14 protein-coding genes are annotated in these 14883 nt (G+C 71.0%); 10 read left to right on the plus strand and 4 right to left on the minus strand.

The window, feature by feature from the left end:
- The first annotated feature begins 568 nt into the window (after positions 1 to 568).
- Complete coding sequence (locus ACH414_RS28175) at positions 569 to 3739, plus strand: DNRLRE domain-containing protein (protein WP_386567391.1); 3171 nt, start codon at positions 569 to 571, stop codon at positions 3737 to 3739.
- Positions 3740 to 3820: 81 nt separating this feature from the next.
- Here the strand turns inward: ACH414_RS28175 and ACH414_RS28180 are convergent, their stop codons facing one another.
- Entirely contained in the window at positions 3821 to 4570 is a 750-nt protein-coding gene (locus ACH414_RS28180) for an SDR family oxidoreductase (protein ID WP_386567388.1), read from the minus strand.
- 197 nt (positions 4571 to 4767) lie between these two features.
- Between ACH414_RS28180 and ACH414_RS28185 the strand changes: the two genes are divergently transcribed.
- The 8 genes from ACH414_RS28185 (at position 4768) to ACH414_RS28220 (ending at position 10981) form a co-directional block, all read left to right on the plus strand.
- Positions 4768 to 5976, plus strand: a complete 1209-nt coding sequence (locus tag ACH414_RS28185; RefSeq protein WP_382545791.1) for a DUF4157 domain-containing protein — start codon at positions 4768 to 4770, stop codon at positions 5974 to 5976.
- A gap of 110 nt (positions 5977 to 6086) precedes the next feature.
- Positions 6087 to 6857, plus strand: coding sequence for an SDR family NAD(P)-dependent oxidoreductase (locus ACH414_RS28190; protein ID WP_398943852.1), 771 nt, complete (start codon positions 6087 to 6089; stop codon positions 6855 to 6857).
- A 100-nt stretch (positions 6858 to 6957) separates the two neighbouring features.
- A complete protein-coding gene (locus tag ACH414_RS28195; RefSeq protein WP_398943854.1) occupies positions 6958 to 7353 on the plus strand; it encodes a WXG100 family type VII secretion target in 396 nt (131 codons plus the stop codon).
- A gap of 31 nt (positions 7354 to 7384) precedes the next feature.
- Positions 7385 to 7684: a WXG100 family type VII secretion target gene (locus ACH414_RS28200; protein WP_382545783.1), complete on the plus strand. Its 300-nt coding sequence runs from the start codon at positions 7385 to 7387 to the stop codon at positions 7682 to 7684.
- Positions 7684 to 9399 carry an RNase A-like domain-containing protein gene (locus tag ACH414_RS28205; RefSeq protein WP_398943856.1) on the plus strand — a complete coding sequence of 572 codons (1716 nt, stop codon included), beginning with the start codon at positions 7684 to 7686 and terminating at the stop codon, positions 9397 to 9399. Before ACH414_RS28200 ends, ACH414_RS28205 begins: the two co-directional genes overlap by 1 nt.
- Positions 9400 to 9413: 14 nt before the next feature.
- Entirely contained in the window at positions 9414 to 10022 is a 609-nt protein-coding gene (locus ACH414_RS28210) for a hypothetical protein (RefSeq protein ID WP_398943858.1), read from the plus strand.
- Entirely contained in the window at positions 10023 to 10331 is a 309-nt protein-coding gene (locus ACH414_RS28215) for an RNase A-like domain-containing protein (protein WP_382545774.1), read from the plus strand.
- A gap of 14 nt (positions 10332 to 10345) precedes the next feature.
- A complete protein-coding gene (locus ACH414_RS28220; RefSeq protein WP_382545771.1) occupies positions 10346 to 10981 on the plus strand; it encodes a contact-dependent growth inhibition system immunity protein in 636 nt (211 codons plus the stop codon).
- A gap of 4 nt (positions 10982 to 10985) precedes the next feature.
- Here the strand turns inward: ACH414_RS28220 and ACH414_RS28225 are convergent, their stop codons facing one another.
- The 3 genes from ACH414_RS28225 to katG form a co-directional block, all read right to left on the minus strand.
- On the minus strand, positions 10986 to 11129 hold the full coding sequence (locus ACH414_RS28225) for a hypothetical protein (protein WP_382545768.1): 144 nt from the start codon (positions 11127 to 11129) through the stop codon (positions 10986 to 10988).
- Between the two features lie 14 nt (positions 11130 to 11143).
- On the minus strand, positions 11144 to 11911 hold the full coding sequence (locus tag ACH414_RS28230) for a hyaluronoglucosaminidase (RefSeq protein WP_382545766.1): 768 nt from the start codon (positions 11909 to 11911) through the stop codon (positions 11144 to 11146).
- Between the two features lie 118 nt (positions 11912 to 12029).
- The gene (gene katG / locus ACH414_RS28235) at positions 12030 to 14258 is read right to left on the minus strand and encodes a catalase/peroxidase HPI (RefSeq protein WP_386567380.1); all 2229 of its coding nucleotides are present in this window, start codon (positions 14256 to 14258) and stop codon (positions 12030 to 12032) included.
- A gap of 206 nt (positions 14259 to 14464) precedes the next feature.
- Between katG and ACH414_RS28240 the strand changes: the two genes are divergently transcribed.
- A complete protein-coding gene (locus tag ACH414_RS28240; RefSeq protein WP_382545760.1) occupies positions 14465 to 14875 on the plus strand; it encodes a Fur family transcriptional regulator in 411 nt (136 codons plus the stop codon).
- Positions 14876 to 14883 lie beyond the last annotated feature (8 nt).

A 14883-nucleotide genomic window follows, 5' to 3' on the forward strand; every position in this document is an offset into this window, starting at 1 on the left:
GTCAGCGTCGAGGACAGCAATAGGACGATCGCCGCGCGGCTTCGCCGCCGGCTCCGTCGTTGTGACTCTGTCACGGCTGGGCGTCCCCGCCCCAGCCATGACAGCGGACCTGAAGCACGCATGCGCGTCGACTCCCACCCTGGCAATACAGACATCGAATGAGGTGCGGAAACACCAAAATGCACACGCCTGGATCAGGCGCGTGCGTGCGTACTGTCTGTCATGAACGGCGCACGGGGCAACACCGTTCGTTCCCGGTTGCGCATGTGCGAAGTGAGCTGCGTCACGCCCCATTTCGCCGCCGATGATCACCAGGGATGATCTTCGCGATAGATGCCGCCAATCAGGACATCACCGGACTCTTAGGCGGCCCTAATCGCCCAAAGGCGCGTCTCATGACGGTCGGTCAAGCCCGTGCCACCCAAGGTTAACGGTCTTATAAAATTCTCATGTGTGGACGGCTTGTGCCGACTGTGTGATCGTGTGTCCGCTCTCTGCCCCGCGGCCTGCCGTCAGGGGCTGGTTGTGCTGTCCTCAATCCGTCTGATTCACGGGGGAGTAGACCGCCGTGTCCGCGCCGCCTTATCTCAGCCCCTTCGTGCGCACGCGCACGCGGCTGTCTTTGTCCATCGGCCTCGTACTGGCCGCCCTCACCGCTGCCCTCTTGCCCTGGTGGCAGCCCGATTCCGCGCCCGTGACGACGGCCGGTGGCAAGACCACCGCCGCCAAGCAGGCCTCCACCGGCCCCAAGGACGCGACCACCGCGAGGGCCGAGGCCGTTCGCACCGGCAAGAAGGTCCTCGTCGACACCGCCACCACGGCGACCTCGCTCACGTGGGCCCTGCCCAACGGGCAGATGCGTTCGCAGATGCATGCGCTGCCGCAGCGTGCGAAGAACGCCTCCGGCACCTGGGCCCCGATCGACAACAAGCTCACGCGCACCGCCAAGGCGCCGCGCGGGCTCGGTGTCTCGCCGGTCAACGCCGTCTACCCGGTGCGCTTCTCCAGCGGCAGCAAGTCGGCCGCCCGGGCGGACCGCTCGTTCGTCCGCGCCGAGACGCCGGGCGAGACGCTGCTCGCCGAGGTCGAGTTCGGCGGGCACACCATCGCCTACACCTGGCCGGGCGCCCTGCCCGAGCCGGTGCTCGACGGCCCCCGCGCCCTCTACTCCGAGGTGCTGCCGGGCGTCGACCTGCTGCTCGTCGCGCGCGAGGAGGGCGGCTTCGCCCAGGTCCTCATCGTGAAGACGCCCGAGGCGGCCAAGCAGGAGGCGCTGAAGTCCGTCTCGTACGGGCTGCGTTCCGCCACCGCCACCTTCCGGCACGACACCAAGTCCAACCGGGTGCTCGTCCTCGACAAGGGCGGCAAGGAGATCGGCTCCATCCCGACCCCGTTCGCCTGGGACTCCAGCGGCCGTGACCCGGAGCTGCCCGCGGGCACCCCGAACCACACCGCCACGGCCGGCCCGGCCGACGTCCTCAAGCTGTCCGGCCTGACCGGCATCGAGCCCGGTGCCAAGTCCGCCCAGCTGCCCGTGCGGCTCGACGGTGACAAGACGGGCGCCGCGCGTATCGCCCTGAACGTCGCGGGCTCCGGGCTGCTGTCCGCCAAGGACGTCACGTACCCGCTCTTCGTCGACCCGACGATGAACTCCGGCTGGCAGGCGTGGACGACGGCCTACCGTCCGTACCCGAACTCCAGCTTCTACAACGGCACCAACTTCTCCTCCGGCACCTCCGACGCCCGCGTCGGCTACGAGTCGGACACCGGTGGTCTGGGCCGTTCGTTCTGGCGCATGGACTTCAACCCGAACCTGGAGAAGGCCACCGTCACCTCGGCGGCCTTCAAGGTCCTGAACAACCACTCGTGGTCCTGCACCGCCCGTGAGTTCCAGTTCTACCTGACCGGCGGCATCTCCTCCGGTACGACCTGGAACGCGCAGCCGTCCTGGTCGACGCTGCTGCAGAAGAAGTCCTTCGCGCACGGCTGGTCGACGTCCTGCCCGGACGACTACGAGACGTTCAACAACTCCGCCGTCGTCGCCGCCGCCCAGAAGGCCGCCACCGGCGGCTGGTCGAACATCACCTTCGGCATGCGCGCCACCAGCGAGTCGGACACGCAGACCTGGCGCAAGTTCCGCGCCACCTCCGCGACCCTCGAGGTGGACTACAACACCGCGCCGAACGAGCCCACCAGCGGCACCTCCAACCCCGGCGGTGCCTGTGTGCTCGGCCCCGGTGCCGGTGTCACGGTCGGCAAGACCAACATCGTCCTGAAGGCCTACGCCTCCGACCCCGACGGCAACCTGAAGTACCTGCGCTTCAAGTTCTGGAAGGCCGGTACGACGGTCCCCGCCGGCACGCTCGTCACGCCGAGCGGCGGCTGGGCGTCCACGACGATCCCGTCGACCTCGCTCGAGGACAAGGCCACCTACTACTGGGCCGTGCGTGCCGAGGACGCGGTCGGCGCGACCTCCTCGTACTTCCCGGCGAACACCGCCGAGAACTGCGCCCTCACCGTCGACGGCTCCGCTCCCCCGCCGCCGACCGTGGACGAGGACACCACCCCGTTCAAGCGCGCCACCTCCGACGGCGCGACCTGGGCGGACGTGAAGTTCGGCGGCACCGGCAACATGACCATCACCTCCGAGGGCGCCGCGAAGTTCCGCTGGGGCTGGGAGGGGATGTCGTACGTCGACGTCACCGCGACCAACGGCTCGTACACCCTCACCGGTCTCAAGCCGCCGCACGCCGGCCCGAACTGGCTGCACCTGTTCGCGCTCGACTCGCTCGGCAACGTCAGCGCCCGTACCGACTACGCCACCTACGTCCCGCCGCGCGACACCGCGGACGGTCCGGGTGACGTCGGCGGCGACGGCATCGCCGACCTGATGATCATCGACGCCAACGGCAACCTGTTCTCCTACCCCGGTTCCCCGGACGGAGAGCTGTACGGCGGTCTGACCGGCTCCTACACCATGGGCGCCGACGGCAAGCCGGTCCTGGCGCCGAAGGCCCCGTGGTGGAACGGCACCAAGGCCGCGCTGATCTCGCACTACCAGGACGTCTACCCCGGCGACGGCACCACGGACCTGTTCGCGGTCGACCCCGACGGCACGTTCTACCTGTACCCGGGCGACGGCTACGGCACGTTCAACGTCGACGACCGTCTGAAGATCCGTCTTCCCTCCAACACGCCGGCTCCGTCGACGTGGTCGGAGATGAAGGCCGTCGGCGACATCACCGGCGACAAGCTGACCGACGTCGTGTTCACCACCGGCACGCAGTTCTGGCTCCTCTCCGGCTACACCGGGGCGACCTTCCAGACCGCCACGCTGATGGAGGGCACCGCCTGGGCCCCGCGTGACATCGTCAACATCGCGGACGTCGACCTCGACGGCACCCCGGACATGCTCTGGCGCAGCCTCGACTCCGGCACGATCTACATCCGCCACGGCAAGCCCGGCCCCGTCGCCGGCAGCGTCGACATCAACTCGCTGAAGACCGCCGCGGCCTCCCGCGAGGGTGTCGACACCTCGTACGGCACCAACTGGACGACGACCAACATCACCGCGGTCATCGGCATCCCCGACGTCAACGGCGACAAGATCCCCGACCTGTGGGTCCGCTACGGCTCCGACGGCACGATGAAGGTCTACCACCCCAGCACCACCAACACCGGCGCGGCCGTCAAGACGGTCCTGTCCGTGAACTGGGCGGGCATCAAGTCCTTCGGCTGATCCCGAGGGCACCCGCCCACCCGTCCCACCACGACGAGCCCCCGACGCCTCCCAGGCGCCGGGGGCTCGTCCCGTTCCCCGTCACCGCCGCGCGGAGGCACGCCCCGCGAGGAACTCCTCGAACGTGACCGTGCCCTCCGCCCGCTCCGGTACGAGGTGGCCGCCGGCGCGGAAGCCGCGGTAGGCGCGACCGGCCAGGGGGACCTCCAGGACGCGGCGGTGGCGGCCGGTCGCGCGCTGGTGGGCGAGGGCCAGGTCGCGCAGGGTGCGGACCTCGGGGCCGCCCATGTCGGGGACGCGGCCCGCGGGGGCGGCCGGGGCGAGGGCGGCGAGGCGGGCGGCGACCTCGGCGGCCTCGACGGGCTGGTCGCGGACGCCGGCGGGGAGCAGGGTCACCGGCAGCCTCGCCGCGCCTTCCAGGACGCGCAGCACGAGGTCGTGGAACTGGGTCGTGCGCAGCACGGTCCAGCCGAGGCCCGACTGCTCGACGAGTCGTTCGACGGCGAGCTTGCTGCGGTAGTAGCCGAGCGGGACCCGGTCGACGCCGACGATCGAGATGTACAGCAGGTGCCGGACGGCGGCCCCGCGGGCCGCGTCGATCAGATGGCGGGCCGCCTGCTCGTCCCCGCCCTTCGGCGAACTCGCGCAGTGCACGACCGTGTCCACCCCGGCCACCGCCTCGGCCAGCCCCGGACCGCCCGCGCGCAGGTCCACGGCGTACGGCCGGGAGCTCCGGCTCAGCACCCGCACCTCGTGCCCGTCCGAGCGCAGCCGCTCGGTGACGAGCCTGCCGAGGGTTCCGGTGCCGCCGGTCACCAGGATCGTGGTCATCGCTTTCGCCGTCCTTCCGTCGGGGCGCTCCCCGGTGGAGCGTCCCTCGGGGTACGACCGGCCCGGCCCGCCGGAATGTGACACGGGCGCCGAACTCTGCCCGACCGGTCGTTGCACGCTGCCCTCCGGCACCTGGATCCGGCACCGGCCCGCCCGGTAGGCAGGAGGGGTCGGAACACCCGGAGGAAGAGGCCGCCTTGCACGACCGCGACAACGCCCGGGCGACGGGCCCGCGCACCACCCGAGCCGCGTCCGGGCGGACCGCCCCGGAGGCGCCCCTGCAGCGGCTCCTCGCCCTCCAGGGCACCGCCGGGAACGCCGCCGTCGTCCAGCTGCTCCGCCAGACCGGGCACGCGCCCGCGGGCCGGGAGCAGCACCAGCACGGTGCGGGCTGCGGCCACGAGCCGCCCGCGCAGGTGCAGCGGTCCGCCGTCCACGACGTGCTGCGTTCCGGCGGGCAGCCGCTGGACTCCGCCACCCGCGCGGACATGGAGGCGCGGCTCGGCGCGGACTTCTCCGATGTGCGGATCCACACCGACTCGGCCGCCAAGGCCTCCGCCGCCGAGGTCGGGGCCCGCGCCTACACCTCCGGCAACCACGTCGTCATCGGCGAGGGCGGCGGCGACCGCCACACCCTCGCCCACGAGCTGACCCATGTCATCCAGCAGCGCCAGGGCCCCGTGGCGGGCACCGAGAACGGCTCCGGTCTGAAGGTGAGCGACCCGTCGGACCGCTTCGAGCGGGAGGCGGAGGCGAACGCGACCCGGGCGATGAGCGGGGCGGCGCCGGTGCAGCGGGTCGAGGACGCGGAGGGGTCCGCCGCGGTGGGAGAGCCCGTCGTGCAGCGGGTCTTCGATCCGAACGGCAACCGTGTCGACTACGACCAGAACCTGTGGCACGGCTCCGGAACCAGGATGGAGGCGAGTCTCCACCACGGGCAGATGCCCCAGGGCCAGGCTCCCGAGGTCAAGCCCGCCTGGTGGCCCGACGCCACCAACTACCAGAACCGGCCGAACGGGGACCCGGACACGGCGCGGTGGTTCCAGAACTACATGGTCCAGGGACACCTGCTCAACCACCACCTCGGCGGCACCGGCAGGTCGATGGAGAACCTGACCCCGCTGACGAAGAGCGCCAACGGCAACCACCACAACGCGTCGGAGTTCAACCTGAAGCGGGAGCTCAGCCAGCCGGGCATGCAGGCCCACTACACCGTGACGCCCGACTACAGCCAGCGGGTCTCCGGAACGGAGCTGGGCGCGCCGCCCGGAGTCGCGCTGGACATCGACACGAACTTCGCCGACAAGATCCCCTACAAGCTGGACTGCGGGGTGACCGTGTTCAACACGACGGCGGGGACCTCGTACGGCGAGGAGTGGGTGGTCTGGAACAAGGGGCCCCAATAGACGGTGTGCCAGGATGCGCTGACCCGAAGCCTTTCGCAGCGGAAGCGAGGAACCATGAGCAGCACCCCCGTCCCGGCCCGGTCCACGTGCGGTCACGGCGGGCTGATCTGATGGCCTACCTCGACGAGCTGTTCTCCCTCGCCGGCCGCACCGCCCTCGTCACCGGCGGGAGTTCCGGCATCGGCAAGGCCATCGCGCGGGCCCTCGCGCGGGCGGGTGCGTCCGTGGTGGTCGTGGCGCGGCGGGAGGCGGAGCTGAAGGCGGCCGTCGACGAGCTGACCGCGGTCGGGGCCGAGGCCGCCTGGGTGAGCGGGGACCTGGGCAGCCGGGACGGGGTGAAGGCCGCCGCGGAGGAGGCGGTGGCGGTGTTCGGGGAGCCGGACATCCTGGTCAACTCCGCCGGGATCAACCTGCGTCCGCCGCTCTCGGAGCTGTCGGAGGACGTCTGGGACACGACGATGGCGGTCAATCTGGAGGCGCCGTTCCTCCTCGGGCAGCGGTTCGGGCCGAAGATGGCCGAGCGCGGGTTCGGGCGGATCATCCATGTGACCTCGCAGCAGGCGCACCGCGCGTTCGTGCAGTCGGGGGCGTACGGGGTGTCGAAGGGCGCGCTCGAGTCGCTGGCGCGTTCGCAGGCCGAGGCGTGGTCCCCGTACGGCGTCACCTGCAACACCCTTGTTCCCGGGTTCGTGATGACGCCGCTGAACGAGCGCCTCTCGTCCGATCCGGCCAGGGTCGCCGAGCTCGCCGCCCGGACGATGGTCGGGCGCAACGGGCTCGCCGAGGACTTCGAGGGGGCCGCCGTGTTCCTGGCGAGCCGGGCCTCCGCGTACCTCACGGGGCAGGCGGTGTTCGTCGACGGCGGGCTGTCCGCCCACTGACCTCCCCGCCCCCGACCCGGTTCTTCCCCGTGGCCCCCGCCTCTCGAACGCCTGTCGTAGCCCGTTGCTAAGGTTGCGGTAGCGACGGAAGGCGGGGGCCATGACCATCGACGCGCACTTGAAGACCTCGGAAGAGGATCTGACGAGGCTCGCGGACGATCTCGATGCGATGCAGCGTCATATCGACGGCCAGGTACGGCGGATGGACGGCATCGTCGACCGGATCGAGGCCGGCTGGAAGGGCGAGACCGGCGCGGCGTACCGGTCGCTGCACCGGGCCGCGTCCGAGGACGCCGTACGCATACGCGAAATCCTCGTCGTCCTCGAACAGGCCGTGCGGTTCAGCCGCGACGGCTTCACCGAGCAGGAGATGGAGAACCTGCGGCGGCTGCGGAAGATGGAGAGCTCCGTCGACGCGGCGGCCGAGGCCGCCAAGCTCCAGGCGTCGCCCGAGGCCCCGGCCGCCGGGCAGCGCAGCGGCATCCTGGACATCTGAGCACGCATCACCAAGGAGTACGGGGGCTCTCTTGACCGACGACCACATAGGCGTCGACTTCGGCACGCTCGGCGATCTCGCCACCGAGCTCGAAGACATCCTCAAGCAGCTCAACAGCAAGCTGGAGACGCTCTACCAGCGCACGGAGAAGGTCGTGCTCGCCTGGGACGGCGAGGCCCGCGACGCCTTCGTCGACGAACTCGACCAGTGGGACCGGCAGATGCAGGACCTCCAGGCCGCCCAGAAGTGGCTGCACGAGGTCGTCACCAACGGCCAGGCCAACTACGGCGCCGCCCACCGCGCGGTGCTGCGCGGCTGGGGGGCGGCCTGATGGGGACGCCCGCCGCGCCCACCGCACCGGGCGCCGGATTCGACGTCACGCCCTCCCAGTTGAACGGGGTGGCGGGGACCGTCGCCCTCCAGCAGGGCAACCTGGACAAGGGCGCCAGGGACTTCCTCCACGCCGTCGCCGAGTACATGGACTGCGGCGGGTACGGGCCGGCGGCCCGGGCCGTCTCCGCCTCCTATGTGAAGGTCGGCAACAAGTTCCTCGACACGTGGGCCAAGGCCGTCGCCGGCATCGGAGGCGTCGCCACCGGCTTCGTCGTCACCGCCAACAACTACGCGCGGGCCGAGGCGGCGAGCCATCCCTCGGGCGCCGCCCAGCCGCAGCAGTTCCCGCTCCCCCACGTCACCGACGCGCCGCCGCACTACTCCCGGATCACGGATCTGAAGTGGGGCGACATGGACGACTACTCGGGCAACTTCATCTCCTGGCTGCTCGAAGGCGTCCCCGACTGGGCGATGGATGTCGTCCGCAAGCTGCTCCACCACGTCTTCCGCTGGGGCAAGGCCGCCGACATCCTGCCGCTGCCCGACTACCAGGAGATCGACAAGCTGGCTCTCGCCTGGCTGCAGCCCGGCTTCAAGGTCGGGGAGGTCGAGGGCATGCTCAACCAGGCCGTCGGCTCCATCTCCGACCCGAACAACGGCGAATGGCAGGCGGCCATGCGCACCTTCACCAGCTCCCTGTGGGGCACCACGGCCTGGGGGCAGTCCACCGCCGGATACGAGTGGAAGCACGATGCCGGCGGCGCCGGGACCTCCGCCGCCACCAGCGCCAGCCATCCGGTCATGTCGGTGCTCCACGACACCACCCAGGAAGTCAGCCAGGCCCTGCGGGCGTTCGCCGAATCGGCCTCGAAGATGCGCCACGAGCTGTGGCGGATCTGGAAGAAGGCCGTCTGGGACGCGCTGCCGCACATCAAGGACGGCATCGACCTGGGCGACGTCAAGAAGATCGGCAAGAGCATCCTCTCCCTCGGCCGCGACCTCGGCATCAACATCACCCTGGAGATCGACCAGGCCGCGATGAGCCGGGCCGTCACGACGTACGAGAACGAGCTCCAGGCGGTGGTGCAGCGGCTCGACAAGCTGATACCGGCCCTGGAGGAGGCCGACAGGGCCGTCCCCACGTACCAGTCCGAGCAGGCGAGGGCGCAGGCCTTCGGGGCGCGCTCGCTCAACGAGTTCCGGCACGAGCACAAGTTCATGGTGCCCGGGCAGAACGAGGACGACTTCTACTACCCGATCGACCTGGCGAGCCAGGAGGGTCTGTACGACAGCCACCCGATCGACAAGCACGTCGGGCTCACCGACGACCAGCTGCGCATGCGGCTGCGCGACCAGCCGGGGGCGCCCGCGGCCTCCTCCTTCACCGACCTGGCCTCGGCGCAGAAGTACACGCAGGCCGTGATCAGCGACGACGCGAACGAGAACCGGATCTCGGACTGGATCGACAGCACCCGCAAGAAGATGCAGACGAACCCGAACTACGATCCCAACAAATCCGAGATCCAGCCCCCGCTCTATCTGGAATTCCCGGGACAGGACGTCGGGCGCAGCGTGTCGCGTGACGATTACACTAACGACGGCATGAACGCCAAGGCCGAGGGCAAGAGCTTCGTCCAGGTGCGGCTCATCTACAAGCACGATCTCGACCCGCCGTTCATCGTGCTCACCGCCATGCCGCACAAGGGACCGTGAGAGAGGTGTGTGCCATGTTCTCGGACGGGCCGGTGGTCCGGCTCCTCGACCTCGCCGTGTCGGTACGGGACTCGGCCGGCCGCCTCTCCCTCGACACCGAGCTCAGGCGGTACGTGCGCCTGGTGCGGGGCGATGCGCTCGCGCAGTGGAACTGTTCGGCGTACGCGGCGGCCGGAGCCCTCGATGTGGCGGCCGACGGGCTCGCCGAGGCGCCCGCCGCATTCCGGGAGAAGGCCGCCCGGGCCGCCGGCGACACGGATCCGGCGGAATTCCTCCGCACCCTCGCGAAATCCCTGCGCGAGCAGGACCGGGCCGGGGCGGCGGAATTCTCGGAACTTCCCCTGGAAGGGTGGGAATTCCTGCGGACCTTTCCGCTTCTCTTCGGTCTCGACGCGATCCTCGTGGACGAGCCGGGCCCGGTCGGCGAGGCCGTGCGGACCCTCCTCGGCAACGAGCACCCGTTCTGCACGGAGCTCGCCGCCGGCTACGCCTCGGAGGCCCAGCGGGCCCGGGTCCTCTTCCCCGGCCCGGAGGGGCTGCGGCCCCGGCTGTCCTGGGCGACCCGGGAGGCCCTCGTCTCGATCACGACCACCGTCGACGACCACATGCAGCGGGAGCACTGAATGACCGCGCGCCGCAACCGCGCCGCGACCTACCCGGACCGGGAGACCGCCCAGTGGGCCACCCAGCAGGTGGTGACCCGCAACGAGCAGGTGATCCACCGCTGGCTCGCCCAGTCCACCCGGCAGCGGCTCGTCATCGAGGCGGCCTGGCCCTCGCGCCCGGAGCCGGTCGGGCGGGTGCTCACCGACCCGATGGCCCTCGCGGGCCGCGCCGCCGTCGAGGTCCGCGCCGCGCGCGTGGTGCTGCGGCGCAGCGAGACCAGCCCGCTCGGCTTCACCGTGCACTCCACCGTCCCGATCGACCTGTAGGGAGGCCGCAGCCGATGCCCCTCAAGCCCCTCGAACACGACCGGAAGTACGGTGAGCTAGACCAGGTCGTCCGTGCCCACCTCGGGCGGCGCCACGACGACCCCGAGGCGCTGGAGGCGTACCTCCGGCACTGCTGGCGCACCCGGCCGTGGGCGATCGGCATCGCCGAGCACCAGCTGCGCGAGTACGCGCAGAACCCGCCGGGCCGGCTGCGGCTGAGGCTCGGCGAGTACTACCCGGTGCCGGACGTGGGCGTGCCCGACGACGAGCTCCAGGACTGGCTGCGGGGCCTCGCGGACCGGCTCAGGGCCAGCGTCGAGAACGGCCAGGCCCCGCCGCCGGCCACTCCGCGCACCCACTGGGAGTGGGGCGCCCGCTTCCCGGAGCTGGCCCAGCTCCTCGGCGGCTGGTTCGGCCAGGACCTGCCGGAGGAGTTCGGCGACCACGACGCGGCGCTCGCCGACTACCGCGCGGGCACCGACGCGGGCCTGGTGGCCCAACTGGTCGGCGAGCTCCGCGACCTGCTGTCCCTCCCCCTGGACGAGTCCGACCTGGCCCTGGCGCTCAGCGAGCTCGGCATGGAGGTCGACCCGCCCGAGCCGCTGGGCCCGGGCGGCTGGCTGGCGGAACTGGCGGACCGGCTGCGCTGAGGGGCTACTCGGCGGCCGGTTCGGCCAGCCGTGCCCGGAGTTCGGCGTTCTCCGCCTCCAGGTGGGCGATGCGCTTGCGGGCGAAGTAGAGCTCGACGACGGCGTCCTGGAACTCGCCGACCAGCTCCTCGGGGGTGAGCTGCACCATCTCCTCGTCCTTCCCTACGCCGGGGCGAGCCGGGTACGGGTGCCCGCGGCGCCGCGCCACCACAGTTCGCCGTTCTGGGCGTAGAGGGTGCCGCCGCCGGCCGAGGAGACCGTGCCGGTGGGCGGGGTCGCGGTGTTGCCGATCTCCACGGTGCCGTCGACGAGGAGGCCCGGCTTCGTGGTGCGCTGGACGATGTGGACCTGGGCGCGCGGGGTGGCGCCGCGGTCGATGCCGATGCCGATGAGGCCGGTGCCCTTGACCGTGAGGTCGTCGAGGCCCGCGTTGTTGCGCAGGACGAGGAGGGCGCCGGAGGTCGGGCCGTGGGTCGCGGTGACGTAGATGCCCTGGGCGGCCGTGCCGGGCTTGGCGGGGTCGGTGGCCCCGGGCGTCTGGAGGTCGATCGAGAGGGCGGCGGCGTTGGCGTCCGAGGCGTCGGTGTAGCCGCGGTGCGCGATCTTCAGGGTGCCGCGGCCGGTCTCCGTGCCGGACAGGTACATCGCGGAGGTGCCGGGGTTGTCCGAGACGACGTTGAGGGCGACGCCGGTGCCGCTGGTGCCGGCCTGGTAGAGGGTTGCCGTGTGCTCGGTGGCGGAGGTGGTCTTGAGGAAGGCCGAGTTGCCGGCCGAGTCGGTGGTGAAGCGGTCGGCGTGGACCTCGCCCGCGAAGGGCGTCACCGTCCCCGCGGTCTCCGCCGCGGCGGCCTCGCCCCCGGTCGCCCCGACGGCGACGGTCACGGCACCCGCCGTGAAGCCGCCCATGAACAGTCTGCGCGTGACAGCCACGTGCCCCACCCCTGGTCGTTGGTCCCGCCCTCCCCGAACGGGCTGTCCGGGGAGGGGAGATGCCATTCTGCCAGCGGCGGGGCAGCTGTGACAGGAGTGCCTGCCGTGACCTGGGAGGTCAGCGCAGGTCGAACCGGTCCAGGTCCATGACCTTCGCCCAGGCCGCGACGAAGTCCTTCACGAACTTCTCCTTGGCGTCGTCGGAGGCGTACACCTCGGCGACGGCGCGCAGCTCGGCGTTGGCGCCGAAGACCAGGTCGGCGCGGGTGCCGGTCCACTTGACCGCGCCGGAGGCGTCACGGGCCTCGAACGTGGTCTGGTCGTCGGAGGTGGACTGCCAGACGGTGTCCAGGTCGAGCAGGTTGACGAAGAAGTCGTTCGTCAGCTTGCCCGGGGTCTCGGTGAGGACGCCGAGCGAGGACTGCGGCTGGGTGATGCCCAGGACGCGCAGACCGCCGACGAGGACCGTCATCTCCGGGGCGGACAGGGTGAGCAGGTTCGCCCGGTCGACGAGCAGGTACTCGGCGGGGAGGCGGTGGCCCTTGCCGAGGTAGTTGCGGAAGCCGTCCGCGGTCGGCTCCAGGGCGGCGAAGGACTCGACGTCCGTCTGCTCCTGGGAGGCGTCGACGCGGCCCGCCGAGAAGGGGACCTCGACCGCGAAGCCGGCGTCCTTGGCGGCCTTCTCGACGGCGGCGCTGCCCGCGAGGACCACGAGGTCGGCGATCGAGACCTGCTTGCCGCCGGCCTCGTTGAAGGACTTCTGGACGCCCTCCAGGACGCGGAGCACCTGGGCCAGCTCGTCCGGGTTGTTGACCTCCCAGCCGTTCTGCGGCTCCAGGCGGATGCGACCGCCGTTGGCGCCACCGCGCTTGTCGCTGCCGCGGAAGGAGGAGGCGGCGGCCCAGGCGGCGGAGACCAGCTGGGTCACCGTCAGGTCGGAGCCGAGGATCTTCTCCTTGAGGGAGGCGATGTCCGCGGCGTCGATCGGCTCGCCCTGGCGCGCCGGCAGCGGGTCCTGCCAGAGCAGCTCCTCGCTCGGGACCTCCGGGCCGAGGTAGCGCACGACGGGGCCCATGTCGCGGTGGGTGAGCTTGTACCAGGCGCGGGCGAAGGCGTCCGCGAACTGGTCCGGGTTCTCGTAGAAGCGGCGCGAGATCGGCTCGTAGACCGGGTCGAAGCGCAGCGCGAGGTCGGTGGTGAGCATCGTCGGCAGGTGCTTCTTCGCCGCGTCGAAGGCGTCGGGGATGACCGCCTCGGCGTTCTTCGCGACCCACTGGTGGGCGCCCGCCGGGCTCTTGGTGAGCTCGTACTCGTACTCGAAGAGGTTCTTGAAGAACCCGTTGCCCCACTGGGTGGGCGTCTCGGTCCAGGTGACCTCGAGGCCGGACGTGATCGCGTCCTTGCCGGAGCCCGTGCCGTAGGAGCTCTTCCAGCCGAGGCCGAGCTGCTCGATCGGCGCGGCCTCCGGGTCGGCGCCCACGTGGTCCGCGGGGCCGGCGCCGTGCGTCTTGCCGAAGGTGTGGCCACCGGCGATGAGGGCGACGGTCTCCTCGTCGTTCATCGCCATGCGCCCGAAGGTCTCGCGGATGTCGCGGGCGGCCGCGATCGGGTCCGGGTTGCCGTTGGGGCCCTCGGGGTTGACGTAGATGAGGCCCATCTGGACGGCGGCGAGCGGGTTCTCCAGCTCGCGGTCGCCGGAGTAGCGCTCGTCGCCGAGCCACTCCGTCTCGGGGCCCCAGTAGACGTCCTCGTCCGGCTCCCACTCGTCGACGCGGCCGCCGCCGAAGCCGAAGGTCTCGAAGCCCATGGTCTCCAGGGCGACGTTGCCGGTGAGGATCATCAGGTCGGCCCACGAGATGGCCTTGCCGTACTTCTTCTTGACCGGCCACAGCAGTCGGCGGGCCTTGTCCAGGCTCGCGTTGTCCGGCCAGCTGTTCAGCGGGGCGAAGCGCTGCTGACCGCCGCCGGCGCCACCGCGGCCGTCGCTGATGCGGTACGTGCCCGCGCTGTGCCAGGCCATCCGGATCATGAGCGGGCCGTAGTTGCCGAAGTCGGCGGGCCACCACTCCTGCGAGGTGGTGAGCACCTCGGCGATGTCCTGCTTGACGGCGGCCAGGTCGAGCGCGTTGAACGCCTCGGCGTAGTCGAACTCCTCACCGAGGGGGTTCGCCACGGCGGGGTTCTTGGCGAGGATCTTCAGGTTGAGCCGGTCCGGCCACCACTGGCGGTTGCCACCGCCCTGCGTGGGGTGCGCGGCGCGGCCGTGGACGACCGGGCAGCCGCCGCTCTTGCCCTCCGCGGCCGCCTCGTCCTCGGTGACAAGCGGATCGTGCTTCTGCTCAGACATCGGTCTTTCCTTCCGAACCATTCGGATCACGGAGCTCGGGAACTGCTGAGGCGTCGGTGTGACCGGCGCGCACCCTCTTGGCTACTACTGGAGTCGATCCTATGGTGGACAGAGTCCAAGTCAATACGACAGCCGGACTCGTACGGATTACTCGCGCCGCACCGGCGCTGACTCGCGCTGACATCGCGCTGCAAGGGCTGGTGACCATGAGCAACCTTCTGGAGCGGCTCCGCCGACGCGGCTGGCGGATGACCGCACAGCGCCGGGTGGTCGCCGAGGTCCTCTCCGGGGAGCACATCCACCTCACCGCCGACGAGGTGCTGGCACGCGCCACGGCGAGACTGCCGGAGATCTCCCGCGCGACCGTGTACAACACGCTGGGCGAGCTCGTGGCGCTCGGCGAGGTCCTGGAGGTCTCCAGCGTCGGCCGCGCCAAGCGCTACGACCCCAACGCCCACGAGGCCCACCAGCACCTGGTGTGCTCGGGCTGCGGCGCGGTCCGTGACGTGCGGCCGGACGGCGACCCGCTGACGGGCCTCGCGGACGGCGAGCGCTTCGGCTTCACGGTGACGGCGGTGGAGGTGACGTACCGGGGGCTGTGCCCGGACTGCGCGTGAAGCGGGGG

Origin of the sequence: Streptomyces sp. NPDC020422 (assembly GCF_044386705.1) — a bacterium.
Lineage (GTDB): Bacteria > Actinomycetota > Actinomycetes > Streptomycetales > Streptomycetaceae > Streptomyces.

Coding starts and splice junctions, on each gene's coding strand:
- ACH414_RS28240 (WP_382545760.1), top strand. CDS start 14,465: ATGAGCAACCTTCTGGAGCGGCTCCGCCGACGCGGCTGGCGGATGACC.
- katG (WP_386567380.1), bottom strand. CDS start 14,258: ATGTCTGAGCAGAAGCACGATCCGCTTGTCACCGAGGACGAGGCGGCC.
- ACH414_RS28190 (WP_398943852.1), top strand. CDS start 6,087: ATGGCCTACCTCGACGAGCTGTTCTCCCTCGCCGGCCGCACCGCCCTC.
- ACH414_RS28195 (WP_398943854.1), top strand. CDS start 6,958: ATGACCATCGACGCGCACTTGAAGACCTCGGAAGAGGATCTGACGAGG.
- ACH414_RS28180 (WP_386567388.1), bottom strand. CDS start 4,570: ATGACCACGATCCTGGTGACCGGCGGCACCGGAACCCTCGGCAGGCTC.
- ACH414_RS28220 (WP_382545771.1), top strand. CDS start 10,346: ATGCCCCTCAAGCCCCTCGAACACGACCGGAAGTACGGTGAGCTAGAC.
- ACH414_RS28215 (WP_382545774.1), top strand. CDS start 10,023: ATGACCGCGCGCCGCAACCGCGCCGCGACCTACCCGGACCGGGAGACC.
- ACH414_RS28225 (WP_382545768.1), bottom strand. CDS start 11,129: ATGGTGCAGCTCACCCCCGAGGAGCTGGTCGGCGAGTTCCAGGACGCC.
- ACH414_RS28205 (WP_398943856.1), top strand. CDS start 7,684: ATGGGGACGCCCGCCGCGCCCACCGCACCGGGCGCCGGATTCGACGTC.
- ACH414_RS28210 (WP_398943858.1), top strand. CDS start 9,414: ATGTTCTCGGACGGGCCGGTGGTCCGGCTCCTCGACCTCGCCGTGTCG.